This is a genomic window from Streptomyces sp. P3, from assembly GCF_003032475.1.
In the GTDB taxonomy this organism is placed as follows: domain Bacteria; phylum Actinomycetota; class Actinomycetes; order Streptomycetales; family Streptomycetaceae; genus Streptomyces.
The window spans coordinates 9827902-9851971 of record NZ_CP028369.1 but is presented as its reverse complement, the minus strand read 5'-3'; the positions used below and the strand labels follow the sequence as shown (position 1 = coordinate 9851971).

General features: G+C 70.6%; 18 protein-coding genes and 1 pseudogene. 13 read left to right on the top strand and 6 right to left on the bottom strand.

Annotated features, from left to right (window positions below; all coding sequences use genetic code 11):
• On the top strand, positions 1-1004 hold a 1004-nt coding region (locus C6376_RS43635; RefSeq protein WP_107448693.1), incomplete at its 5' end, for a non-reducing end alpha-L-arabinofuranosidase family hydrolase.
• Between the two features lie 194 nt (positions 1005-1198).
• On the opposite strand, the gene C6376_RS43630 is transcribed toward C6376_RS43635, so the two are convergent.
• A complete protein-coding gene (locus C6376_RS43630; RefSeq protein WP_107448692.1) occupies positions 1199-3850 on the bottom strand; it encodes an RICIN domain-containing protein in 2652 nt (883 codons plus the stop codon).
• 421 nt (positions 3851-4271) lie between these two features.
• Between C6376_RS43630 and C6376_RS43625 the strand changes: the two genes are divergently transcribed.
• Complete coding sequence (locus tag C6376_RS43625) at positions 4272-5099, top strand: SAM-dependent methyltransferase (RefSeq protein WP_107448691.1); 828 nt, start codon at positions 4272-4274, stop codon at positions 5097-5099.
• 245 nt (positions 5100-5344) lie between these two features.
• Positions 5345-5586, top strand: a pseudogene (locus tag C6376_RS43620) (ADP-ribosylglycohydrolase family protein); the annotation flags it as partial.
• 108 nt (positions 5587-5694) lie between these two features.
• On the opposite strand, the gene C6376_RS43615 reads toward C6376_RS43620, so the two are convergent.
• Entirely contained in the window at positions 5695-6132 is a 438-nt protein-coding gene (locus C6376_RS43615; RefSeq protein WP_107449527.1) for a VOC family protein, read from the bottom strand.
• A 171-nt stretch (positions 6133-6303) separates the two neighbouring features.
• On the opposite strand from C6376_RS43615, the gene C6376_RS43610 reads away from it, so the two are divergent.
• Positions 6304-7617 carry a PD40 domain-containing protein gene (locus C6376_RS43610; RefSeq protein WP_107448690.1) on the top strand — a complete coding sequence of 438 codons (1314 nt, stop codon included), beginning with the start codon at positions 6304-6306 and terminating at the stop codon, positions 7615-7617.
• A gap of 23 nt (positions 7618-7640) precedes the next feature.
• Here the strand turns inward: C6376_RS43610 and C6376_RS43605 are convergent, their stop codons facing one another.
• On the bottom strand, positions 7641-10511 hold the full coding sequence (locus C6376_RS43605) for an AAA family ATPase (RefSeq protein WP_159083471.1): 2871 nt from the start codon (positions 10509-10511) through the stop codon (positions 7641-7643).
• A gap of 371 nt (positions 10512-10882) precedes the next feature.
• On the opposite strand from C6376_RS43605, the gene C6376_RS43600 reads away from it, so the two are divergent.
• Together C6376_RS43600 and C6376_RS43595 are read left to right on the top strand one after the other, a co-directional pair.
• Positions 10883-12544, top strand: coding sequence for a serine/threonine-protein kinase (locus C6376_RS43600; protein ID WP_107448688.1), 1662 nt, complete (start codon positions 10883-10885; stop codon positions 12542-12544).
• Positions 12541-13299, top strand: coding sequence for a hypothetical protein (locus C6376_RS43595; RefSeq protein WP_107448687.1), 759 nt, complete (start codon positions 12541-12543; stop codon positions 13297-13299). Before C6376_RS43600 ends, C6376_RS43595 begins: the two co-directional genes overlap by 4 nt.
• 39 nt (positions 13300-13338) lie before the next feature.
• Here the strand turns inward: C6376_RS43595 and C6376_RS43590 are convergent, their stop codons facing one another.
• Positions 13339-13872, bottom strand: a complete 534-nt coding sequence (locus C6376_RS43590) for a 2'-5' RNA ligase family protein (protein WP_107449526.1) — start codon at positions 13870-13872, stop codon at positions 13339-13341.
• 316 nt (positions 13873-14188) lie between these two features.
• Here C6376_RS43590 and C6376_RS43585 point away from each other — a divergent pair, with 316 nt between their 5' ends.
• Positions 14189-15424, top strand: coding sequence for an Ig-like domain-containing protein (locus C6376_RS43585; protein WP_173985846.1), 1236 nt, complete (start codon positions 14189-14191; stop codon positions 15422-15424).
• 324 nt (positions 15425-15748) lie between these two features.
• A complete protein-coding gene (locus C6376_RS43580) occupies positions 15749-16258 on the top strand; it encodes a helix-turn-helix domain-containing protein (protein WP_107448685.1) in 510 nt (169 codons plus the stop codon).
• 85 nt (positions 16259-16343) lie between these two features.
• On the opposite strand, the gene C6376_RS43575 is transcribed toward C6376_RS43580, so the two are convergent.
• Complete coding sequence (locus tag C6376_RS43575) at positions 16344-16811, bottom strand: helix-turn-helix domain-containing protein (protein ID WP_107448684.1); 468 nt, start codon at positions 16809-16811, stop codon at positions 16344-16346.
• Positions 16812-16901: 90 nt separating this feature from the next.
• Between C6376_RS43575 and C6376_RS43570 the strand changes: the two genes are divergently transcribed.
• The 5 genes from C6376_RS43570 (at position 16902) to C6376_RS43550 (ending at position 22824) form a co-directional block, all read left to right on the top strand.
• Positions 16902-17396, top strand: coding sequence for a PaaI family thioesterase (locus tag C6376_RS43570; RefSeq protein ID WP_107448683.1), 495 nt, complete (start codon positions 16902-16904; stop codon positions 17394-17396).
• A 702-nt stretch (positions 17397-18098) separates the two neighbouring features.
• Positions 18099-19514 carry a family 2B encapsulin nanocompartment shell protein gene (locus C6376_RS43565; RefSeq protein ID WP_107448682.1) on the top strand — a complete coding sequence of 472 codons (1416 nt, stop codon included), beginning with the start codon at positions 18099-18101 and terminating at the stop codon, positions 19512-19514.
• Between the two features lie 81 nt (positions 19515-19595).
• Positions 19596-20951, top strand: coding sequence for a family 2 encapsulin nanocompartment cargo protein terpene cyclase (locus tag C6376_RS43560; protein ID WP_107448681.1), 1356 nt, complete (start codon positions 19596-19598; stop codon positions 20949-20951).
• Positions 20952-20966: 15 nt separating this feature from the next.
• Positions 20967-21854, top strand: a complete 888-nt coding sequence (locus C6376_RS43555) for a geranyl diphosphate 2-C-methyltransferase (RefSeq protein ID WP_107448680.1) — start codon at positions 20967-20969, stop codon at positions 21852-21854.
• 202 nt (positions 21855-22056) lie between these two features.
• Entirely contained in the window at positions 22057-22824 is a 768-nt protein-coding gene (locus tag C6376_RS43550; protein ID WP_107448679.1) for a class I SAM-dependent methyltransferase, read from the top strand.
• A 236-nt stretch (positions 22825-23060) separates the two neighbouring features.
• Here the strand turns inward: C6376_RS43550 and C6376_RS43545 are convergent, their stop codons facing one another.
• Positions 23061-23894, bottom strand: coding sequence for a class I SAM-dependent methyltransferase (locus C6376_RS43545; RefSeq protein ID WP_107448678.1), 834 nt, complete (start codon positions 23892-23894; stop codon positions 23061-23063).
• Positions 23895-24070 lie beyond the last annotated feature (176 nt).

The following is a 24070-nucleotide window of genomic DNA, read 5'->3' as shown; positions in this document are numbered from 1 at the left end:
GCACGGCGGTCGAGATCGCGACGTGCAACGGCGGCAGCAACCAGAAGTGGACCGGCCTGGCATCGACCGGCAGCACCTGTTCCCTGCCGTCGACGTACCGGTGGACCTCGACGGGCGCCCTGGCGCAGCCGTCGAACGGATGGGCCTCGCTGAAGGACTTCACCACCGTGACGTACAACGGCAAGCACCTCGTCTACGGGACGAACTACTCGACGTCGTCGGGGTCATGGGGGTCGATGGCGTTCGCCCCCTTCACCAACTGGTCGGACATGGCGTCTGCCGCCCAGACCGGCATGAGCCAGTCCTCGGTGGCGCCCACGCTGTTCTACTTCGCACCCAAGAACATCTGGGTACTGGCCTCCCAGTGGAGCGGCGGCTGGGCCTTCAACTACCGCACCTCCAGCGACCCCACCAACCCCAACGGCTGGTCCGCGCCGCAGCCGCTGTTCACCGGCACCATCCCCCGCACCGAGTCCGGCATCGGCCCGATCGACCAGACCCTGATCGCCGACGGCCAGAACATGTACCTGTTCTTCGCCGGTGACAACGGCAAGATCTACAAGGCGACGATGCCGATCGGGAACTTCCCGGGCAACTTCGGCTCCTCGTACACCACGGTCATGAGCGACACGACCGACAACCTCTTCGAGGCGCCCCAGGTCTACAAGATCAAGGACCAGAACCAGTACCTCATGATCGTCGAGGCGAAGACGTCCAACAACGTGCGCTACTTCCGCTCGTTCACCGCCTCCGGCCTGAACGGTTCATGGACTCCGCAGGCCACCAGCGAGAGCAGCCCCTTCGCGGGCAAGGCCAACAGCGGCGCCACCTGGACCAACGACATCAGCCACGGTGACCTGGTCCGCAACAACCCCGACCAGACCATGACCATCGACCCCTGCAACCTTCAGTTCCTCTACCAGGGCCAGGCCCCCAACCCGCCGCAGGGCACCCCCTACGAGCAGCTGCCCTACCGGCCCGGCGTCCTCACCCTGCAGCGCTGACCGGCGCGCCCGTGATCACCGGCTCGTGACCGTGCCGGCGGTGCCCGCGAACGAGCGGCTTCCGCTCGGCCCCGGAAGGCAGGACCCCCCTGCCCTCCTCGAGGACTGAGTGACCGCCGGGACTGTCGGAACTTCGTCGACGCCCGAGCGGGTCCGCAGACTGTCGCGCCTGCGGACCCGCTCGGGCGTCGGGGTCAGGACGGGTCGCCGTACTGGAGTCCGCGTCCGTTGGTGCCGATGTACACGCGGCCGAAGGTGTCCGGGTCGCCGGTGACGATGCCCAGGCCGCCGATGCTGCCCCACTGATGAGCGTCGTCGTTGACACGGAGCCAGGTGGCGCCGCTGTCGGTGGAGCGGAACACCCCGGTGACGTCCTTGACGGCGCCGATCAGGTACAGGGTCTGGTACGAGGCGCCGGGCGCGGCCTTGCCGAAGCCCAGGGCGGAGGCGGACCGCACCGTCTCGAGCGCGGTGAAGCCGCGGCCGCCGTCGGTGGAGTGCAGCAGCCCCTGGCCGGAGCCGGCGATCCACAGGTCTCCGGCGACGCCGGGGACGGCCGTGAGGCGGCCGGCGGGCAGGCCGGTGGCGCGGGCGGTGAAGGTCGCGCCGCCGTCGGTGCTGACGTAGAGCGTGCCGCCGGAAAGGGAGTAGAAGGTCTTGGCCGAGGACCGGTCGGCGACGACCACGGCGCCCGCGCCCAGGCCGCCGGCTCTCGACCAGCTCGCGCCCCTGTCGGTCGAGCGGTACGGGGCCTGGCCCTCCTCCGTCCACACGATGGTGGAGCCGTCCGCCGCGAGCGCGACGTGGCCGCTGTCGGCGCCGGCCACCGGCTCCGACTTGAAGCCGTTCCAACTGCTGCCGCCGTCGGTGGAGTAGGCGCCGTCCTGCGCGCCGCCGCGACCGACCCGGACCAGCACCGAGGGATTGGCCTGGGCGAAGTCGATGTCGGTGCTGTTGCTCATCATCGGGTTGCTCAGCCGCCCGGCGGGCACCTCGGTCAGGGAGTCGTGCCGGAAGCCGCCCTGGTCCCCCATGGAGGTGAGGACGGCGGCGCCACCGGGCGGGGCGACGGCGTCCGCCAGCGCGGTCTCCTCCAGCCCTCCCGCCCCCACGGTCCAGTGACTGGTGCCGCCGCTGTCGGTGGCTGTGGCGTCCTCGCTGCGCCAGATACCGTTGCCGGTGCCGTACAGCACATGCCCGGAGTCGAAGGGATCGATGGCCAGGGCGGTCATCCAGTGCCCGACGCCGGTGCCGATGTACGGAGCGGCGGCGGCGTTGCGGATCGACTTGCCGGCCAGGGCCTTCCAGGTCGCGCCGCCGTCGGTGGTCCGGTAGATCTCGTCCTCGGGCCACCAGCGGTCCAGGGTGGTGACCATCACCGTGGACGGCTTCTGCGGGTCGACGGCCAGACCGGAGAACCCGTAGCTTCCCTGGGAAGGGGAAACGTCCTTCCACGTGCCGCCACTCGGCGTGTACTTCCGCACCGAGCCCGCCGTCACGCCGTTGGGCCCGAGGGCGTTGGTGTACGTCAGGTACAGCGAGCCGTCGCCGGAGACCGCGCCGTGCTGCGGCAGCTGGCCGGTGGGCTGCCCGGGGACGGCCTGCCAGGTACCGCCGCCGTCGGTGGAGCGGTAGAGGGAGGTGGCCTTGTCGTTGACGCCGACGTAGACCGTCTTGCTGCCTGCCGGCCCGTACGTCACGAAGGAGATGCCTCCGCCGCTGCTCCCCCCGTCCCTGACGGGGAACGAGGAGACCCGACTCCATGTCACGCCGTAGTCGGAGCTGCGCCACAGACCGTTCTTGCGGGTGCCCAGCAACAGGGTGCCGTGGTCCGCCGGGTCGATCACGAGCCGTTCGCCCGCCCCTCGGCCGTCCTCGTTGCCGCCCAGCTTGAAGGGCAGTTCGGTGCGCTGAAAAGTGCGGCCCCGGTCGGTGGAGCGCAGGATCGCGCCGTTGCCGGCCCACTCGTTGGTGTAGGTACCCGCGCCGAGGTAGAGCCGGCTGGGGTCGGCGGGGTCGGTGGCCAGCGAATCGATCCCCAGCAGGTTCCAGTCCTTCTCGCCGAACCGGTCGGTCAGCGGGATCCACTGCTCGGCCCCGGTGTCCCAGCGGTAGGCACCGCCCATGTCGGTGCGCGCGTACAGCAGGCCCTTCTCGCGCTGGTTGAAGACCAGCCCGGTGACGTAACCGCCGCCCACCACCTGGGCGTTCTTCCACGAGTAGGGTCCGGCCCCGGCCGTGGTCCGCGCGGTGCCGCCCCCGGACGTCCGGGTCCCGCCAACCTTCACGAGCCTCCACTGCTGGTTGGTGCTGCCCCGGCTCGGATACTGGATGACGGTCGCACCGTCGGCCGTGGAACCTGCGGAGACGTCCAGGACCAGGCCGCTCTTGCGGGAGGTGAAGGTGACGGCGTCGGAACCGCTCACGTCCTGGATCTTCCACTCCTGGGCGGTGGAGGAGCTGTCGGTCTGCTGCTCGGCGGCAGCCGAACGTGCGGTCGAACTGCCCACTGTGCCCAGCACCTTGCCGCTGTTGCGGTTCACCAGCTCGTAGTAGCCGTCCCCGGCGGGCTTGAGCCTCCACTGTTGGTTGGCGGTGTTCTGATCGGCCCACTGCTGGATACGGGTGCCGTCGGCGGTGGAGAATCCGTTGACATCCATCACCTTGCCACTGCGCACCGATACCAGTCGGTAGTAGGCACTGGCGTCGACAGTCGCGGCCTGCGAATCCTCCTGCACGAACACGAGATACGGCAGGACGACGGCGGGCACGCCCAGCAGCAGGCCGGTGGCGGTCCAGCGACGGCGGTGACGCCCGCGGCGCCCGCCGTTCGTGGGATTGTTCATGGGGAAGACGTTCTCCTTGCGTACCGTTCACCAGACCAGAGCGGATCCAGACACCTCCATGACCGGATCCGACTCCTTGTGGTCACAGGTACCGCAAAGGGTTGCCATGAGCGGGAAACTCCTGTGAGTCACCCGCCAGGGTGCTGACCGTGCGGGCGACGTCCTTGCGGGCCTGGGTGATGGTGGGCTCATCTGCCGCGCGGCGCCGAGCAGCGCGACCACGACGCGCGGCACGGCACGGACCTGCTGACGACCCCGCGCCACTGCCTCGAGGCAAACGAGAAGACGGAAGTGGCGCTCGTACATGGCCTCTTCCGGCCCGGACGTCACCATCGGATTCACACGGTCGTCCCCGTAAGGACGTTGATCAAGCATCCGAAGGGCCTCAAAACGCAGGTGCGCAGGGCAGGTTGGGGGGAGAATAACCGCCATGACGTACGAAGGCTCCTCCATCGACCCGGCCAAGCCCAGCATCGCCCGCGTCTACGACTACCTGCTCGGCGGCAAGGACAACTACGCCGTGGACCGCGAGATCGGCGATGTGTTCAAGCGCGACCTGCCCGGCTCGGTCGCCATCGCCTTCGCCAACCGCTCGGCCCTGACCCGGGCGGTCAAGGAGATCGCGAAGACCACCGGCATACGGCAGTTCATCGACCTCGGCAGTGGCCTGCCCACCGCGGACAACGTCCACCAGGTCGCGCAACGGCACGCCCCCGAGTCCCGGGTCGTCTACGTCGACATCGACCTCCAGGTGCTGGTCCACGGCCGCGCGTTGCTGGAGAACAACGACCGGACCCGTGTCGTCGCGGTCGACGTGCGCAACCCCGAAGGCATCCGCACCCACCCCGACACGCTCGAACTCATCGACTTCGACCGTCCCGTCGCCGTCATCCTCAGCGCCATCCTCCACCACGTCAACGACGACGAGGACCCGGCCGGCATCGTCAGCTACTGGCGCGACCACGTCCCCTCCGGAAGCTATTTCTTCGTCAGCCACTTCCGCTCCGGCAACAACCCGGAGACCGCGGAGGCCGAGAAGGTCCTCCAGCAGACGTTCGGCCGCGGCCGGTGGCGCACGGACGAGGAAATCGCCTCACTGCTGGACGGCTTGGAGATCCTCGATCCCGGGATCGTCCCCGCGTCCCTGTGGCGTCCCGACGAGACCGAGAACCCGTGGAGCAGCGGCGGAAGGCGGGAGCTCACGGTCTGGGAGCACCTCATCGCCGCCGGCCTGGCGCGGAAGGCGTAGAGCCGCCGGGTCCGCCGGGGGCCTGGCCGGCCCCAGGAACACCGCCGCCCGCTGCTCGTCCGTGGAATCCCCCGCCGCTGGCAGGTCATGTGGACGGCCCCATCGAACCGATCGGCTTCACCCACGCCCACGACGACATGACACTCTTCGAAGGGGCCGCCCAGGGCGTCGCCGACCGCTGAGCCGACGATCGCGCCGGCGGCCCGCTCGGTGCGGGAAACGGCTCCTTGATGCGGGCGTCGACCTCCGCCGTCTGGGCCCTGCGCACCACCACCGGCTTCGAGGCGCGATTCGGGCGGCGGTCGACCTCGGCGGCGACACGGACACCGTCGCCGCGGTGACCGGGGGCCTGGCGGGGGCGTACTACGGGCTGGAGGCGATCCCAGCCCGTTGGACCCGGCCGCTCCACGTCCCCCTCCCGGGCTTCGACGGACGGGTGCTACGCCTGGCGGATCTGCTTCACCTCGCCCACCGCCTCGCGGACTGAACCGCGTCCCGCTCGGCGAGGAAACCTCCCCCCGCCGAACTCCGGCCCCGCAGCCCGCGGTCAACTGATCAGCGGCTGAGCCCGAGAGACCGAACGGCCCGGCGGCCGTCAGTTCTTCTTCAGCTCCTCGGCGAGCATCACAAGGATGCCGCTGGGACCGCGGACGTACGTGAGCTTGTAGACGTCTTCGTAGGTCGCCACCCCGCGCAGCGGATGGCATCCGTGTTTTGCCACTGTCTCAAGGGCTCTGTCGAGGTCGTCGACCGAGAAGGCGACACGGTGCATGCCGATCTCGTTGGGACGAGTGGGATTCGTCTCGATCGCTTCGGGGTGGATGTACTCGAAGAGCTCAAGACGACCTTGACCGTCCGGCGTCTGGAGCATCGCGATGTTGGCGTGGTTGCCGTCGAGGCCGACGGCGGTGTCCGTCCACTCACCGCTGACCGTGTCACGGCCGACGACCGTGAGGCCGAGGTCGGTGAAGAAGGCGATCGTTGCCTCGAGGTCACGAACAGCGATGCCGACGTTCTCCAGTCTGATAGCCATGCGCTGCATCGTATCGATCCGGGCCGACAGGGCATCTGCACCACGACGAAGGCGGGGAGACCACGACGACCGGCGAGGCATAGGGGGTTCCCTCATGCTTCGGCCGCTCCGACACGGAACGCTGATCCGGCAACTTGCTGCCGCGGCGGCGAACCGAACAGAAGGACACTCATGAGACGTCTCTCCCCCATCCGCACCGCAGGGCTCGCCTCGGGAATCGTGGCGGCGCTGCTGTCAGGCGGCGTCGCGCATGCCACGGATGACGAACCGGCGCCGGCGGGCACGGCGCCGATCAGCAACTCCGCCAGCGGTCCGTCGATCTCCGCCGACGGCCGCTACGTGGCTTTCGCTTCGCTGGCAAGGGATCTGGTGCCCGGCGACACCAACCGAGCGGACGACGTCTTCGTGCGCGACCGGCAGACCGGCGTCGTCACCAGGGTCAGCGTCGACTCGGCGGGCAGCCAGGCCAACAACGCGAGCCGGAATCCGTCGATCTCCGCCGACGGCCGCTACATCACGTTCGAGTCCCTCGCGACGAACCTGGTGGCCGGCGACACCAACCGCTACCGCGACGTCTTCGTGCGCGATCTGCAGACCGGTGAGACGACCAGGGTCAGCGTCGGCAGGGACGCCGCGCAGAGCGACAGTGAGAGTTTCCATCCGTCGATCTCCGCCGACGGCCGGTTCGTCACGTTCGACTCCCCCGCGTCGAACCTGGTGGCCGGTGACACCAATGACATCCACGACGTCTTCGTGCGTGACCGGCAGTCCGGCGAGACGACCAGGGTCAGCGTCGATTCCAACGGCCGACAGGGCGACGACATCAGCCAGGTGCCGTCGATCTCGGCGGACGGTCGCTACGTCGCCTTCTCCTCCGGGGCGAGGAACCTGGCCCTGTTCCCCGACAACAACCACGCGGACGACGTGTTCGTGCACGATCGGCTCACCGGCCGCACCGACCGGATCAGCGTCGGCCCCGACGGCACCGAAGGCAATTCCGCCAGTCGCACGGCGACCATCTCGGCTGACGGCCGCTACGTCGCCTTCGAATCCACCGCGTCCAATCTGGTGACCGGTGACACGGGCGGGCCGACCGACACCGACATCTTCCTGTACGACCGGGTCACCTGGACGACGACACAGGTGAACCTCGGCCCCGATGGCCTGAGCGACAGCCGAACCCCCGGCCAGGAGCGGACGACGCTCTCCGCCGACGGCCGCTACATCGCGTTCGTGTCCGGCGAGGACAAGCTGGTCGCCGGAGACACCAACTCGCGCTGGGACGTGTTCGTGCGCGACCGGGTGACCGCCACCACGACCAGGGTCAGCGTCGCCGGTGACGGCTCGCAGAGCGACGGCTACAGCGAAAGCCCCGCGATCTCGGCCGACGGCCACCACGTCGCTTTCACGACCAGCGCGACGAACCTGGGCGGTGACGGCACCGACCGGAGGTACAACCTGTACGTACGCGACCTCGGCAACTGACGGTGCGGGCCGCCGCGGCGTCGTCAGTCACGCGCCACGGCGGCCCACGCACCGGCCAGAGCCGTACGACCGGAGACGCCGACCTTCGTGTAGACCCGGCTCAGGTGGACCTCGACGGTCTTGGGACTGAGATGCAGCCGGAGACCGACGTCCCGGTTGGTCAGACCGTCCGAGACCAGTCTGACGATCTCGACCTCACGGGCCGTCAGGTCGAAGCGCTCGACGCCGCTTTCGGGCCGGGGGCCGCGCGCGTTGATGCGTCGCTCTTCCCGTGCGACCTGCGGCAGGAACAGTCGCGCACCGGACCGGGTGAACAAGGCGCGCGCGGGCCCGAGATGTGCTCGGGCCTGGTCGGTCGCCCCGCAGGCGCCGAACGCCGTGGCGGCGAGCAAGTGCGCTCGCCCGGCCTCCACGGCCGCCCCGATGCGGCCGAACCCGGCGGCAGCGGTGACGGCGAGCGGTGCGGCTGCCGCCGGATCCGTCGGCAGCGTGGCGATCGCGCGTGCCTGCTGTGCCATGGCGGTACGCAGCGGAAGCTCCAGCCGACCGGCCGCCTCCTCCGCCCGGTCGGCCCAGGCGGAAGCCGCGGCAACCCGGCCGGCCGCGGCTTCCGCCTCCGTGAGCATCAGGTACACCAACGGCCTGGTGCGCAGGCCCACCGCGGGCAGCTCGGCCCCACCGCCACGGGTGAGCAGCAGCTCGATGCAAGCGTGCGGATCGCCCGAGTGCAGCATCGCCTGCGCCAGCATCGCCTCGGCCTGCCCACTGCGCCAGGAACTCATGGCCGTCGTCCGGTCGTCGACGACGATGGCCTCCTCCCCCAAACGAATCGCCTCGGGCAGGTCGCCGCGCCAGGTGGTGATCCAGCACCCGAAGGTCAACGCCATGACGCGCAGTTCCTCGCTGCCGGTCAGTTCGGCCGACTCCAGGCAGTCGTCGAAGCAGGTCGTCGCCTCAGCCAGCTCACCGAGGTAGGCATGCACCATCCCCCGAATCGCGATCAGCAACGCGATCTTGTGGGACTGCCGGCTCGCCCGGGCCAGGTGCAGGCCACGGCTCACGTGCCGGCTCGCCGCCGTGAGCCGGTCGGCGGAGATCTCCGACCAACTCAGCCAGAAAGCCGCGTCGATGTCGTGGACGAGATCGCTGTCGGGCAGCGCGTCCAGGAGTGCGGCCGCCTCGTCCAGCCGGTCCGCCCGCCGGTCTATGAGCGTCGCGGCCGCCAACGCCGTCGCCAGCAGCATCGGATCCCCCGTTGCCCGCGCCGCGGCGATCGCCTCGGCCACCCGGCCCTGTCCTTGCTCGCGCTCGACGCTTTCACCGGCGACGAACGCGACGAGCAGGACGGCCGCCGAATGGGCGTCGACGCCTTCGACGCGTTTCCATTCGCGGTGCAGCATCGCCCTGGCCTCGGTGTAGCGCCCGAGGATCTGCTCCACCGTCGCACAGGCACGCGCCGTCTGCGCCCGGATCCGGGTGAGTTCGGCAGGCAGGAGCCGCAACACCTCGTGCATGGTTTCCCTGGCCCGCCGCAGGTCGCCCGCGGCGCCGAGTGCGTGTGCCAGCCGGCCGAGCAGGATCAGGCGCTGCGGTGTGGCCGACTCCGCGTCGGGAAGCAACCGGATGGCCGCCCGCAGGAAGTGCCCGGCGGTCGTCGGCGTGGTGTCCATCGTCGCCTCGGCCGCCTCGGTGAGTGCCGCGACCGCCTCGACGTCACCGCGGACGGCGGATCGCTCCACGTGCCGGGCGAACTCGGCCGGCGGCGCGCCCCTGCTCCGGAGTGCCGACGCGGCCCGCGCGTGTGCCTGAAGCCGCCAGCCGGGCCCGGCATCCTGGTAGGCGATGCTGCGCACCAGCGGATGCCGGTAGCGGAACCGGCCGGTCGCGCCGTCCAGCCGCACCAGGTCGCGCTCGGCGAGCCGGTCGAGCGCGGCGAAGACGGACCCGACGTCCATCGCCGCCGTCTCGGCGAGCGACTCGGCCTCGAAGTCGTCCCCCACCAGTGCGGCGGCGTGCGCGACGACCCGCTCTCGCGGCGTCAGCGCGGCCAGCTCGGCGGCCAGTACTCCATGGACCGCCACCGGGAGCGCCCCGTCGGGGTGGAGCGCCGCATCACCGACCGCGATACCCCGTTCACCGGCCCGCACCAGGGCTTCCAGGTAGAACGGGTTGCCGCCGCTGGCCCGGTAGAGCTCTTCCCGCCGCGAACGGCCCAGCCTGTCCGGCATGAGGTGCCCGGCATCGGCCTGGCTCAGCGGCGCGAGTTCCAGCAGCTCGGCCACCCCGTCGGCCGCGGCGCGGGACAGCGCGTTCCACAGCCGCAGCGACGTCTGCCGCGGCCGGCCAGCCAGCGCCAGGACCAGCCGTGCCTGGGGCGGGTGGCGCAAAAGGTGATCGAGCAGCTCGACCGAGCCCTCGTCCGCCCAGTGCAGATCGTCGAAGACGAGCACCAGCCCGAACGGCTCGGCGAGCAGCTCCAGCAACGCCCGAACAGCCCGGTGCAGCCGGTACCGCTCCGCGTCGACCAGGTCGGCGGGACCGGCGGCGGGGAGCGCCGGGAACATGGTCGTCAGAAGGGCGAGCTGCTGCTCCCCGAGGGCGGCAAGACGCTCGGGGCCCAGCTCGGCGAGCCGGTCGTCGAGCGCGTTGACGAACACACCGAACGGGATGTGGGACTCGAACTCCGCCGCGCGGGCGCTGCGGACCGTCCATCCTTCGGTGTCCGCGAGCTTCCCCAGCTCCGTCAGCAGCCGGCTCTTGCCGATCCCCGGTTCGCCGGTGACCGCGACGCACCACGCGCCGTCTTCGCCCGCCAGCACCCCGCGCAGGATCGCGACTTCTCGCGCCCTGCCGGGTAATGCGCCGACGGGCTTGGATCTCACTTCGTCAGTCATGCTGGCGTCGACTCGCTTTCCGTCCGCGACCAGGCGATGGTATCGACGCCCGGACGCGCCCGGCAGGCGGTCCACCCGATCACTCGGTCCACGTGGTGTCCCGGCCCGGCCCTCCCTGGCACGGGCCGGTGGCACCGGCAGCCGCCTCACGCCCCCGCCGCGAACCTCACGCCCACCGGAAACGCCGCGGCACTACCGAGCCCCTTTGCCCGGCGAGTACGCTCCCCACCGCGCGCTCCGGCGACCGGCCGGGTACGAGGGCCGAAGCGCCGCACCGCAACCGCAGCGGCCGAAACGGTGTCTCCTCACGCGTGGCTCGCTGCTTCGGAGGGGCGCAGGTCGGGCCGTACGGCCGCCGTGGGGGGATGGAAATGGACACATGGGCAGTACCCGGATACACCGAGTCACTGGAACTGGGGGCAGGGGCGAGCGGGCGGGTCGTCCTGGCCGTGCACGAGGAGACAGGCGTTCCGGTAGCGGTCAAGTATCTCAGCGAGTCACTGCGTACCAGGCCCGGCTTCGTACAGGGGTTCCGAGCCGAGGCGCGGCTGCTCGGCGGCCTGGAGAGCCCTTACGTCGCCGACCTGTACGAGTACGTCGAGAGCCCGGACGGCGCCGCCATCGTGATGGAGCTGGTCGACGGCGTGTCGTTGCGGACCCTGCTGACCCGGGCGGCGCCGCTCGAGCCCGAGGCCGCCCTCGTGGTCCTCAAGGGGTCGCTGCTCGGTCTGGCCGACGCGCATCGCGTCGGCGTCGTCCATCGCGACTACAAGCCCGAGAACGTCCTGGTCGTGCCGGACGGATCATCCAGGCTCGTCGACTTCGGGATCGCCGTGGACGTCGGCGCCAGCGCCGCCGCCGCCGGGACCCCTTCCTACATGGCCCCCGAGCAGTGGACCGGCGCTCCCGCCTCGCCCGCCGCCGACGTGTACGCGGCCACGGCCACCTTCTTCGAGTGTCTGACCAGCCACCGGCCGTACACCGGTGGCAATCTCGCCGAACTCGCCCTGCAGCACGTCGATGGGCCGATCCCCGCCGACGAGGCCCCCGAGGAGGTGCGGGAACTGGTGCGGCGCGGCCTCGCCAAGGACCCGCAGAACCGTCCCGCACACGCCGAGGCGTTCGTCGCCGAGCTGGAGGCGGCCGCGGGCGCCGCCTACGGGTCCGACTGGGAAGAGCGTGGACGCGGCCGGCTCGCCGCGCTGGTGGCACTGGTGCCGCTGCTCCTGCCCTCGGCCCGCAGCGCCCCGCCCAGCACCACGACGGACACCGCTCTCACGGTCCTGGGCCGCGGCGCCGCCCACGGCCCGGCGCGGGCGTGGCTGCCCGGCCGGGCCGGAATGCTCGTCTCCGCCGCAGCGGTGATCCTGGGGCTCCTCCTGACCTACAACCTGCAGCACGCCCCGGAGCCGACCACGCAACAGGCGGCGCAGGCCCTGGCCACCAGCAGTGCACAGGCCTCCGCAGGGCCGGGGGTGTCCGCCGCTCCGACCGCTTCGGCAGCCCCCTCCGCGACCCCGTCCTCCACCGTGTCGTCCACCGCGTCACCCGGCCCGTCGGCCTCGGCTTCGGTCTCGGCCCCGGTGACGGCCGGCCCCGGCGAACCCCCGGCGTCCGCCACCGTCGCGCCGGTCGACGAGACGACCCCCAGCGGTCCGACCACCGAAGCCACGCCGACGAGCGCCTCCCCGACTCCTCCGTCGGCTCCTGCCGTGAAGGACGTCACGGTGACGGGTTTCCGGCAGACAGGGCCGACGACCGCCACCGCGACCATCACGGTCACGACGGACGGAACCGGCCCGTTCTCCGTCGACATCTCGTGGTACACGGGCGCCGGCGGCCGCGGGCTCGGCACACCGGACGGCGCGTCGCAGTCCTTCACGCGAAGCGGATCCACCCAGTACACCCTCGCGGTCGACCACACCTTTCGGGGCACTGGCTGTTACTGGGCCGTAGGGGCGACCACGACACCCGCCTCCGCCGACGGCGGCGGTTCGCAACAACTTCTGACCAGGCAGTGTGAAATCCGATGACCCCTCACCCCGACCGCACGCCGGTCTCTGCCGAAGACAGCGAGCCCACCCAGGTGCTGGGCGACACGACCGGGCCCACCCAGGTGCTCGGCGGCGTCGCCGAGCGCGCTCCGAGCGCCGAACCGGGCCCGGACGACGCCGAGTACAGCGCGACCGTGCTCGCCAGTCACTGGATCCAGCGGCCGGCCGGGGCGGACACCACCCTCGTCGCCCCGCTTCTCACACAGTCGCAGGTCACGCCGCCGCTCGCACCGGACCGCGTCGAAGGCACCGTGCTGCGTTTCGGCCCGGGCGTGACCGCCGCCGTCGCCGAGCGCACCCACCGGACGCTGCCCTCGGTGCCGGCTCCTCCCGCGCCCTCGCGGCGGCGTCTGCGCAGGCATGCCCTGCCCGCGCTGGTACTGATCGGCGTCATCGCATTCCTCGCCTGGCAGCGCCTCGGCCCGTCCCTCGAAACGGGCGCGGTACAGGTCATGGCGCGGCCGGCGGTGGTGGCGTGCAACGACACCGCGGACGTCGTCGGCCTCGTGGCCACCAACGGCCGACCGGGGACGCTCACGTACCGCTGGGTCCGAAGCGACGGGACGTCCTCGGGTGTCCTGCGGGAAGTGGTGGCCAGGGGCCAGCGTCAGGCACGCCTGCACCTGCTGTGGACCTTCCAGGGCAGGAGCCACTACGCGGCCCGGGCCGAACTGCATCTCCTCTCCCCCGTCGACCGTACGGTCGTCACGGACCTCACGTACGACTGTCCCTGAGCCTCGTGGCGCGCTGACGGTCGAGTGCGGCGGCTCGTCTCAGGAACGCGGCCGCAGTACCTCCAGGGCGCCGGTTTCGGTGTCGTAGCTGCGCAAGGTGGTGAGCCGGACCGACAGCGGCGGCGTCGGCAGCAGTTCGGGGATCCGCCGGTCGGCGAAGGCCCCGGCCCGCCGGGTCCTTCCGAGCGTGACGTGCGGGCTCCATCGTCCTGGCTCGTGGAAGGGGTTGAGGGCTTCGGGCCGGCTGTCCGAGGAGACCGCCTCCCACACCCGACGGTGCAGGGCCGCCAGTGCGCTGTCGAGGTCCAAGGCCCAGGCCAGCACTGAGGTGGGCCGCTCGAAACGGACCACACCGGTGAACCTCACCGCCAGCGGCAGAGCAGCCGCCACTTCGGCGAGTTCCCAACGGATCGGGGTGGTCAACTCCCCGCACGAAGCCAGCGTGAGATGCGGACTGTTGGTCGGTGAGCGATGGCGCGCCTGGCTGGGCAGCCCCGCGTCCGCGAGCCGCCGCCACGCCTCCCGCACGGCCACATCCGCCGCCTCGTCCAGCAATACCTCGACCGTGCGCACCACCGCAGCCTACCGGCGATCACCCGCGGGTCCGCCGAGGGCGCGGCACAGGTCGAGGATCCGGACAGCGGCGCACCACCTGGGCGTTCGCACGCCACGTCCAAGGCCGTGGCTCGACCGCGGGCAGCTCCCGATCACGATGTCGTCGCAATTGTCGAGTCCGACGCCCGCGCAGGGCTCCGCGATGCGTGGCCTTCGCCACAATTTACCCATTTATGGACATACACATGGCTATAAGTAGTCTCACGGCTGGTTGCGCTTCTTCGGTGATCAGCGCAGGGATGCAGAGACAGTGCCATGGGAGAAGTGTTTGATCATGCTGAGGAAACGACGCACCGGACTGGTGGCTACGACCGGCGTACTTGGCGGCGTACTCGCGGTCACGGCCCTCGGCGGTACAAGCATCGCTGCCACCAGTACCGACGACCCCGGCACCCCGCCCCCATCACCGACGCGGGCACAGCAGCAGGACGTCGCGGAAGCTTCCGAGGCCCGAATAGAGATCACGCCCGGGCAGGGCGCCCACGGCGTCGGGGTCAACGACCCGGTCGGTGTCACCGTCAGCAAGGGCAAGCTCACCAAGGTCACCATGACCGCCGTCGCCACCGGTACCGAGGTCCCGGGCACCGTGTCCACGGACGGCGCCTCCTGGAAGCCGAACGGCCAGCTGAAGCGTGCCACCGCGTATCAGATCGCCGCAGAGGCCGAGGACGCCAAGGGCAGCTCCGCCAGCGGTAACGCCACGATCACCACGGTCTCCCCGGCCAACGATCTCATCGGTCACCTCTCCCCCGAGGACGGGTCGACCGTCGGCGTGGGCATGCCGGTGACCTTCACCTTCGACAGGGCGGTCAGCGACAGGGCGGCCGTGGAATCGGGCATCCAGGTCGGCTCCAGCAGTGGCCAGCAGGTCGTCGGCCACTGGCTCAACGACCACCGCCTCGACTTCCGCCCCGAGAACTACTGGCAGCCCGGCTCCACCGTCACCGTCACGCTCACCCGCTACGGCGTCCAGAAGACGGTCACGTTCACGATCGGCCGGAGCCAGATCAGCACCGTGGACGCGAAGACGAAGCAGATGACCGTCGTCCGCGACGGCAAGACGATCAGAACCATCCCGATCTCGTCCGGCCGCGCCGAGCACCCGACGTACAACGGCCGGATGGTGATATCCGAGAAGTTCAGGCACATCCACATGAACGGTGCGAGCGTCGGCCTCAAGGAGAAGAACGGCAAGCCCTCGTACGACATCAAGGCCGTACCGCACGCCATGCGCCTGACCGACTCGGGCACGTTCATCCACGGCAACTACTGGGGCGCCGACTCGGTCTTCGGCAAGGTCAACACCAGCCACGGCTGCGTCGGGCTGAAGGATGTCAGAAGCGGCGGCAACGGCAGGCTGCCCGCAGCGTGGTTCTTCGACCACTCATTGATCGGCGACGTCGTGATCGTCAAGAACTCCGAGGACAAGACCAAGCCGGCCCCGGACAACGGCCTGAGCGACTGGAACGTGCCGTGGAGCGAGTGGGTCGCGGGCAGCCCGACCGGCTGACAGCGGGCGTCTCTCCCGGGCGGCTCGGCCAGGATCCGCCGGGCCTGCTTCGCAGCGGATGCGCACCCGCCGGGGGCGAGCGGCCCTGAAGCCCGCGACGATCACGGGATGACCCCGTGGGCGTCCTGGGCCGAGGACGCCCGGGTCGGCGTCGGGCCGGAGCCGACCCGGCGGGAACGTCGAGGGAATCCGCGACACCCTCGACGGGCTCCGGGCTCGCGCGGCTGCGATTCGCCGGCCTGCATGAAGAAGAACTCGCACTGCAGGCCCGACGCCCGACTCTGAGTATATGAAAGTAAACTCATGTGCGGCTAGTATCACCACATGGATGCGCTGAACGATGCACCGGCAGACACCGGTCCGGACCCCCGCCTCGACCGCGACTCGTCGAACTGCTCGATCGCGCGGACTCTGGAGATCGTGGGCGAGAAGTGGACCATCCTGATCCTGCGCGAGGTCTGGTACGGCTCTTCCCGCTTCAGCGAGTTCGAGCACGTCCTCGGCTGCCCCCGCAACCTCCTGGCCACCCGGCTTCGCATGCTGGTGGAAGAGGGTGTCCTGGCCACCGAGACCTACAAGGAACCCGGCGCGCGCAGCCGCCCCAAGTACGTGATCACGCCCAAGGGCATGGATCTGGTACCGGCCGTCATGGGGCTCCTGCAGTGGGGCGACCGCTACCGGGCCGACCCGGAAGGCCCGGCCGTCGAGACAAGGCACCGTGGATGCGGCGCGCACGTCCACGCCCAGATCCGCTGCGGAGAAGGCCACCCCGTCCGTCCCGAAGACATCGAAAGCGTTCCCGGCCCCGGCTTCCGCATGAAGCCGGCCCAGTGAGACCCCACCCATGCGTGGCCCCGGGCCGGCTCCGGCCGGGGGCCACGCATGGGCATCTCCGGCTTCGCGAGCGGTGACCGGCGTGTCAGCCGAGGGGCTGCGCCGAGGGGCCGAGGCGGGTACGGGCCTCCCGAGGATTCAACGGCCCGTGATCCTCCGCACAGACGACCACCGTGCGCACAGGCTCACCGCAGTCCGCATGGTGAACCTCCAGGGGCGGCCCTTCCGGGTCCGCCGTGTACTGGTCGCCCCACTGTTTGAGGGCGATCATCGCGGGCCACAGATCCCAGCCCTTACGGGTGAGCCGGTACTCGTGCCGGGTGCGACTCCCCTGTTCTCGGTAGGCGACGGTCTCGAGGATCCCGGCCGCCACCAGCTTGCGCAGCCGGTCGGCCAGGACGGCCTCGGACAGTCCGACGTGCCGCCGGAAGTCGTCGAAACGCCGGACGCCGTTCATGGCGTCCCGAATCAGCAACAGCGACCACTTCTCGCCGACCAGGTCCAGCGTGCGATGGACCGTGCAGTTCTCGACGCTCGTCTCCAGCCACCTCATCCACCCATCGTAGGCTGGCTTCGCGATTGACAGCCAGAGGAGTGCGCGGCTAACTTCACTTACAGAAGTCAGCCACGTCAGGGAGTGGGAATGCTCAGGTCACGTACGTACGAGTGGTCGGACCCCACCCTCTCCGCCGGAGCCGTCGGAGATCACAGCGGCCTCGACTTCCTCCGCGAGATCCTGGCCGGGCGGCTGCCCGCGCCCCCGGTCGCCGCCGCCCTGGGCTTCACCCTGGAGGAGGCCGAGCACGGCCGCGCGGTCTTCATGCTGGTGCCGGGCGAGGAGCACTACAACCCGATCGGCAGCGTCCACGGCGGCGTCTTCGCCACGCTCCTCGACTCGGCGGCCGGCTGCGCCGTCCAGTCCGTACTGCCCCAGGGCACGGGCTACACCTCACTCGACCTGACCTTGAAGTTCCTGCGCCCGGTCACCGTCGACACCGGCAAGATCCGCGCCATCGGCACCGTCCTCCACAGCGGCCGCCGTACCGCGCTCGCCCAGGCGGAGCTGCGTGACTCCGAGGACCGTCTGCTGGCCCACGCCACCAGCAGCTGCATGCTCTTCCCCGTCCCGCCCCGCTGACCGCCCCGCGCGACCTCAAGGTGGCGAAGAGCTTCGGCAGAGATGCGTCGAGTTCGACGCCTCGTCGAGCCCCGTGAAGCCGTCGCTGTACGGGCGCCGGGGCCTGGCCGAAGCCGCGGGCGAACCGCCGGAGGGTGCGGGGTCGTCCGGCTCGCCACCAGCGGCGACGCCGGGCCCTTCACCGACCCGGACGGATTCCTCTGGGAGTCCGCGGCCCGAGATGGCGAACTCGCGGCGTGCCTCGTGTGCCTGCCGCGCGTCTTTCCGAGCCGCTGCCGTTCCCGGTCCGGCCCACGCGGTGAGGATCCCCGATCCCCGGGTTGCGCCGCCGGTAAGCGGACGGTGGGGGCGGGGGCGTCCGAGGAGACTGACACCTGTCTCCGACGCGCCCGGCTGACATGACGTTGCCGTGACAGCCCTGCACGGGAGACCGGCCGTGACAGCTGCGCCGGAGGACGGCCGTGACAGCTCTGCGCCCGCGGGCGATGACACTTGACGGGCCGGTAAACCGCATTCAACTGATTGTCACCGCTTCGAGGTAAGCATCCCGTCTCCCCGGTGGATGCGGGCGGTTCAGCGGCTAGCTTTCTGCAGGTGGACGGATACCCGTGATCCATCCAGCTCGTTGCCCACTCCTCCCTGTCTCCCGTCCGGCGCACCCGTGTGCGCCGGACGACCTGCCGTGCAAGGAGAAAGCCCCCGATGTCCGTCGACAGCATCCCGGAGACTCACACCACACCCGCCGCGACGCAGCAGTCCCTGAGTACCGCCGCCGCCCGTAACCTCACCACCACCACCAAGTCCGCACCGCAGATGCAGGAGATCACCTCCCGCTGGTTGCTGCGGATGCTGCCCTGGGTCGAGGCCGAGGGCGGCGCCTACCGGGTCAACCGGCGGTTGCGTCATACCCTCGGCGACGGGCGCATCGAGTTCTTCCAGGAGGGCGCCACGGTCCGGGTGATCCCCCGGGAGCTGGGCGAACTGGCCCTTCTGCGCGGCTTCGAGGACACGGACGTGCTCACCGCCCTCGCCGAGCGCTGCACACAGCGCGACTTCACCGCAGGCGAGGTCCTCGTCGAGCGCGGCAGCCCTGCGGACCGGATCCACCTGATCGCCCACGGCCGGCTCATCCAGACCTCCGAGGGGCAGTACGGCGGCGAGAACTCCCTCGCGGTACTCGCGGACGGCGACCGCTTCGGCGAGAACGCCCTGTCGGACCGCGACGCCCGTCACGACTGCACCGTCACCGCCGAGACCTCCGGCACCCTCCTCACCCTCTCCCACGCCGACTTCACCGCCGTCCTGAACCGCGCACCCCAGCTACGCGACCACGTAGACAGGTTCAGCTCCCGCGCGCGGCAACGGCAGAACAGACACGGCGAGGCGGAGATCGCCCTGTCGGCGGGCCACGTCGGCGAGGCCGAACTGCCGGGCACCTTCGTCGACTACGAACCGAAGCCTCGCGAGTACGAGCTCTCCGTCGCACAGACCGTGCTGCGGATCCACACCCGGGTCGCCGACCTCTACAACGGTCCGATGGACCAGAGCGAGCAGCAACTCAGGCTCACCGTCGAGGCCTTGCGGGAGCGACAGGAACACGAGCTGATCAACAACCCCGAGTTCGGGCTGCTGAACAACGCGGACTTCAAGCAGCGCATCCAACCCCGTTTCGGCCCGCCGACGCCTGACGACATGGACGATCTGCTCTGCCGCCGGCGCGGCACCAGAATGTTCCTCGCCCACCCCAGGACGATCGCCGCCATCGGACGTGGGTTCAACGCCTGCGGTCTCTACCCCGACCACGTCGACCTCGGTGGGCAGTCCGTCCCCGCATGGCGCGGGGTCCCCATCCTGCCGTGCAACAAGATCCCGATCAGCAAGGAGCAGACCAGCTCCATCATCGCGATGCGCACCGGCGAGAAGAACCAGGGCGTCATCGGTCTGCGGCAGACAGGACTGCTGGACGAGTACGAACCGGGGCTCTCCGTGCGGTTCATGGGCATCAACGAACAGGCGATCACCTCCTACCTCGTCAGCACCTACTACTCCGCCGCGGTGCTCCTGCCCGACGCCCTCGGCGTGATGGAGAACGTGCAGATCGCCCCCAGGCCGCGCTGAAGCACCTGATCCGCCGCAGGCCCGTGCCTGACATGTCCGAGCACGACGGACCGCCCGCCCCACCGCACCAAGGAGCCGACGATGCCCGACCCCGGGCCCCTCGGATCATCCCCGCCCGAGCAGCGGCCGACGCCGCGTACAACCGTGCCGGATGCGCCCGCGCCGGTGATCCCGCACCCTCCGGCCCCGCCGATCGCCTCCGGCTTTCTGGCGGCACTGCATCCGCCGGTCACGATCCCCGGCCCCCCACCGCCTCCGACGCCCGCCACCCCTGTACGACACCCGCCCGAGACGACCGCGGCCGACTCCGCCCTCAAGGAGATCTCCCACCATGGGATCGCTCGCCAGGGCATCCTGCGCGGACCCACCGGACCGGGCACGACCTCCCTCCCCCTGTCCGCCCGGGACAGACCCCCGCTTCCGGAGCCGGCTTCCGCGACACCCGCTCCGCCCGCCGCGGGACGAGCCGTCCCCGGTCTCTACCACCACCCCGTCCCGGAGCCCGACCCCGCGCGTGTCGAGGAGGTCAGCCGCCGGATCAAGCGCTGGGCCGAGGACGAGGTGCAGCTCTATCCCGAGGAGTGGGAGGGACAGTTCGACGGTTTCTCCGTCGGCCGCTACATGGTCGCCTGCCACCCCGACGCTCCGACGGCCGACCACCTGATGCTCGCCGCGCGCCTCATGGTCGCGGAGAACGCGGTGGACGACTGCTACTGCGAGGACCACGGTGGGTCACCCGTCGGTCTCGGCGGGCGTCTCCTGCTCGCGCACACGGCGCTCGACCACGTCCACACCACCGCGGAGTACGCCTCCGCGTGGAAGGAGTCCCTCCTCTCGGACGCCCCGCGCCGGGCGTACCGCAGCGCGATGGACCACTTCGTCCGCGCGGCCACACCCTCACAGGCCGACCGCTACCGCCACGACATGGCCCGGCTGCACCTGGGCTACCTCGCCGAGGCCGCGTGGGCCCAGACAGGCCACGTCCCGCAGGTGTGGGAGTACCTGGCGATGCGGCAGTTCAACAACTTCCGTCCCTGCCCCACCATCACCGACACCGTCGGCGGCTACGAACTGCCCGCGGATCTGCAGGCGCGGCCGGACATGCAGCGGGTCATCGCCCTCGCCGGCAACGCGACCACCATCGTCAACGACCTCTACTCGTACACCAAGGAGCTCGACAGCCCCGGCCTTCACCTGAACCTGCCGGTGGTGATCGCGGAACACGAGCAGCTCTCCGAGCGCGACGCCTACCTGAAGGCCGTCGAGGTCCACAACGACCTCCAGCACGCTTTCGAGGCCGCCGCGGCAGACCTCGCGACGACCTGCCCCCTGCCGCCCGTGCTGCGCTTCCTCAGGGGGGTGGCCGCCTGGGTCGACGGCAACCACGACTGGCACCGCACCAACACCTACCGATACACCCTGCCCGACTTCTGGTAGAGAACGGACTTTTCTGTGACCACTGAGACGACCTCCACCACCACCGCGACCGCCACCGCGAAGATCCCGGGCCCGGCGACCGCGTACCAGGAGGACATCGCCCGTTACTGGAACAACGAGGCACGCCCGGTCAACCTCCGCCTCGGTGACGTGGACGGTCTCTACCACCACCACTACGGCATCGGGGACGTGGACCACGCCGCGCTCGGCGACCCGGCCCACAGTGAATACGAGAAGAAGCTCATCGCGGAACTGCACCGGCTGGAGTCGGCACAGGCGGAGTTCCTCATGGACCACGTCGGCGCCGTCGGTCCCGACGGCACGCTCGTCGACGCCGGCTGCGGGCGCGGCGGGTCGATGGTCATGGCGCACCGACGCTTCGGCTGCAAGGTCGAGGGCGTCACCCTGTCCGCCGCCCAGGCCGACTTCGGCAACAGGCGCGCGCGGGAACTGCGGATCGACGACCACGTCCGCTCCCGCGTGTGCAACATGCTCGACACGCCCTTCGGCAAGGGCAGCATCACGGCCTCGTGGAACAACGAGTCGACCATGTACGTCGATCTCCATGACCTGTTCGCCGAGCACTCGCGCTTTCTGAAGGTGGGCGGCCGGTACGTCACGATCACCGGCTGCTGGAACCCCCGCTACGGCCAGCCGTCGAAGTGGGTCTCCCAGATCAACGCCCACTTCGAGTGCAACATCCACTCGCGGCGCGAGTATCTGCGCGCCATGGCCGACAACCGGCTCGTGCCGCACACCATCGTCGACCTCACCCCGGACACACTGCCCTACTGGGAGCTGCGGGCCACGTCGTCGCTGGTCACCGGAATCGAGGAGGCGTTCATCGAGTCCTACCGGGACGGCTCCTTCCAGTACGTCCTGATCGCGGCCGACCGCGTGTGAGCGGAGCTGGCGGGGCAGAGGCCGCCGCAGTCGCCCCTGCCCCGCCGGGCACCCCGCTCTCTCGCGACGTCGGCATTCCACCGTCAGGCCCGTCCGGGTCAGGGCGAGCAGAGCCCCGCCTGCCGTCCGCCGCAGCGCCCGGCCCGGGGCTACTGTCTGTCGAGTGAACGCAGACGACGCGAACCGGCGATGGACACGATCCATGCCCGAGGCCTACGAACGCCACCTCGTGCCGGTCTTCTACCGCCCGTTCGCGGCCGACCTGGCAGTCAGGGCGGCCGCGCTACGGCCCCGGACGGTACTGGAGCTCGCCGCAGGGACCGGGGTGTTGACCTCGGCCCTGATCACCGCGGTGCCCACGGCCTCCGTGGTGGCCAGCGACCTCAACGAAGCGATGGTGGCCGCCGGGTCGGCACGCGAGCCGCGGGCCGACTGGCACCAGGCGGACGCCCAGGAACTGCCCTTCGAGGACGGCGGTTTCGACCTCGTGGTGTGCCAGTTCGGGGTGATGTTCTTTCCCGACAGACCAGCCGCCTACGCGGAGGTGCGCAGAGTCCTGGCCCCCCAGGGGCGGTTCCTGTTCAACAGCTGGGGTCCGCTCGCCACGCACGGATTCGGGGCGGCCTTCCAGGACGCCCTGGAGGAGGCCATGCCCGGCAGAGCGCCCGCGTTCCTCGAAGACGTGCCCCACGGTTACACGGATCCGGCTCTGGTCGCCTCGGACCTCGCGGCCGCCGGACTCGCCCTGGACGGCGCCGACGAAGTCACGCTGGACGGCGTCGCGGTGTCGGCCGCCTCCGTGGCCACCGGGTTCCTCACCGGCACACCGGTCCGCGCCGCCCTGGAAGCCCGTCACGACGTACGGTCCGTCGAGGCTTCGGTCACGCGGAAGATGACGGACCGGTTCGGCGCCGGTCCCGTGACGGCGGCGATGACCGCGACCGTCTACCTGGCGCACCACACGCCATGACGATCTTCCAACTGTCGACGGGCGTTCACTGACGCCGCCCTCCCGGGGCCCGTGAGGCTTGCCGCCGCGCGACCGGTCCCGCCCTCACCGTGGCCGTCGTGCGGAACGCACAACCCGTCCCGCGACACGGGCGTCACCGTCGGGTTCCTGGTCGCCCGAAGTCCGTCGACAGCCGTAGCCACACCCGCACGTGAACGCCCCGCGGCGGCCCGGCGGCGCTCGTCGCGACCGCCTGCTCAGAGAGTGGTTCGCTCGGCCGTGACCAGCAGGTACTCCCACTCCATCGTCCCGTTCGCGAGATGCCGGGCGGCCAGTTCCGTGAGCGCCGCGTCGAGGGCGGCCACCTTGTCGGGGTCGTCGGCGATGGCCCGGTACACCGCGAGCGTCGGGCCGTAGCAGGACTTGAAGAACTCCCGGAACTCCTCGGCCCGGGCGAATCGGTCGACGCGCAGCCTCCGGCGGCGGGCGTCGAAGGCACTCACGCGGTCGCCGAGCAGAGAACGCACGTGGTCCTCGTCGCCCCACAGCGGTGGCGGCTGGGCTCCGGGCGGAGGCGGGGGCGCGTACGGCCGCATGGCGGCGAACATCTGCCCGATGAACCCTTCCGGGGTCCAGTTGACCAGGCCGATGCTGCCGCCCGGCCGGCACACGCGGACCAGTTCGTCGGCCGCCTGCTGGTGGTGCGGGGCGAACATGACGCCGACGCAGGAGACCACCGCGTCGAATTCGGAGTCTGCGAAGGGCAACGCCTCCGCGTCGCCCTCGCGCCAGTCCAGCCGGACGTCGCGCTCGGTGGCGAGCCGCCGTCCGGCCTCCAGCAGTTCCGGTGTCAGGTCCACGGCCACCACATCGGCTCCCGCGAGAGCGGCCGGGATGGCGGCGTTCCCCGAACCCGCCGCGACGTCGAGCACGCGCGAACCCGGCTGCACGCCGGTTCCCCGTATGAGCTCCGGACCCAGATCAGGGATCACGTCCGTGGCCACCAGAGGGTAGTCACCCAGCGCCCACATCGCCCGGTGTTTCGCCTTTAGCGCTTGGTCCGCGCGGATCGCTTCACTCGCCTCGGTCATGACGGATCCCTCCGCTGCCCCACCGTGTGCGTACGGTGCCGGGCGGTGGCCGCCGTCTCGGACCGGCGCGCCCGCGTTTCGCCGCCGCGGCGCCTCCTACGACTGTCTCACGGTTCGACCGTCGGTGCGGGCCCGTGCGGACACCGGGCAGCCGACCCTCGTCCGCTCCCGCGGCC

Excerpts from the sequence above, each read along its gene's own strand:
- C6376_RS43605 (WP_159083471.1), bottom strand. The coding sequence starts at position 10,511 with ATGACTGACGAAGTGAGATCCAAGCCCGTCGGCGCATTACCCGGCAGG.
- C6376_RS43585 (WP_173985846.1), top strand. The coding sequence starts at position 14,189 with ATGCTGAGGAAACGACGCACCGGACTGGTGGCTACGACCGGCGTACTT.
- C6376_RS43550 (WP_107448679.1), top strand. The coding sequence starts at position 22,057 with ATGCCCGAGGCCTACGAACGCCACCTCGTGCCGGTCTTCTACCGCCCG.
- C6376_RS43565 (WP_107448682.1), top strand. The coding sequence starts at position 18,099 with ATGTCCGTCGACAGCATCCCGGAGACTCACACCACACCCGCCGCGACG.
- C6376_RS43630 (WP_107448692.1), bottom strand. The coding sequence starts at position 3,850 with ATGAACAATCCCACGAACGGCGGGCGCCGCGGGCGTCACCGCCGTCGC.
- C6376_RS43580 (WP_107448685.1), top strand. The coding sequence starts at position 15,749 with ATGGATGCGCTGAACGATGCACCGGCAGACACCGGTCCGGACCCCCGC.
- C6376_RS43610 (WP_107448690.1), top strand. The coding sequence starts at position 6,304 with ATGAGACGTCTCTCCCCCATCCGCACCGCAGGGCTCGCCTCGGGAATC.
- C6376_RS43575 (WP_107448684.1), bottom strand. The coding sequence starts at position 16,811 with ATGAGGTGGCTGGAGACGAGCGTCGAGAACTGCACGGTCCATCGCACG.
- C6376_RS43570 (WP_107448683.1), top strand. The coding sequence starts at position 16,902 with ATGCTCAGGTCACGTACGTACGAGTGGTCGGACCCCACCCTCTCCGCC.
- C6376_RS43600 (WP_107448688.1), top strand. The coding sequence starts at position 10,883 with ATGGACACATGGGCAGTACCCGGATACACCGAGTCACTGGAACTGGGG.
- C6376_RS43545 (WP_107448678.1), bottom strand. The coding sequence starts at position 23,894 with ATGACCGAGGCGAGTGAAGCGATCCGCGCGGACCAAGCGCTAAAGGCG.
- C6376_RS43560 (WP_107448681.1), top strand. The coding sequence starts at position 19,596 with ATGCCCGACCCCGGGCCCCTCGGATCATCCCCGCCCGAGCAGCGGCCG.
- C6376_RS43615 (WP_107449527.1), bottom strand. The coding sequence starts at position 6,132 with ATGGCTATCAGACTGGAGAACGTCGGCATCGCTGTTCGTGACCTCGAG.
- C6376_RS43595 (WP_107448687.1), top strand. The coding sequence starts at position 12,541 with ATGACCCCTCACCCCGACCGCACGCCGGTCTCTGCCGAAGACAGCGAG.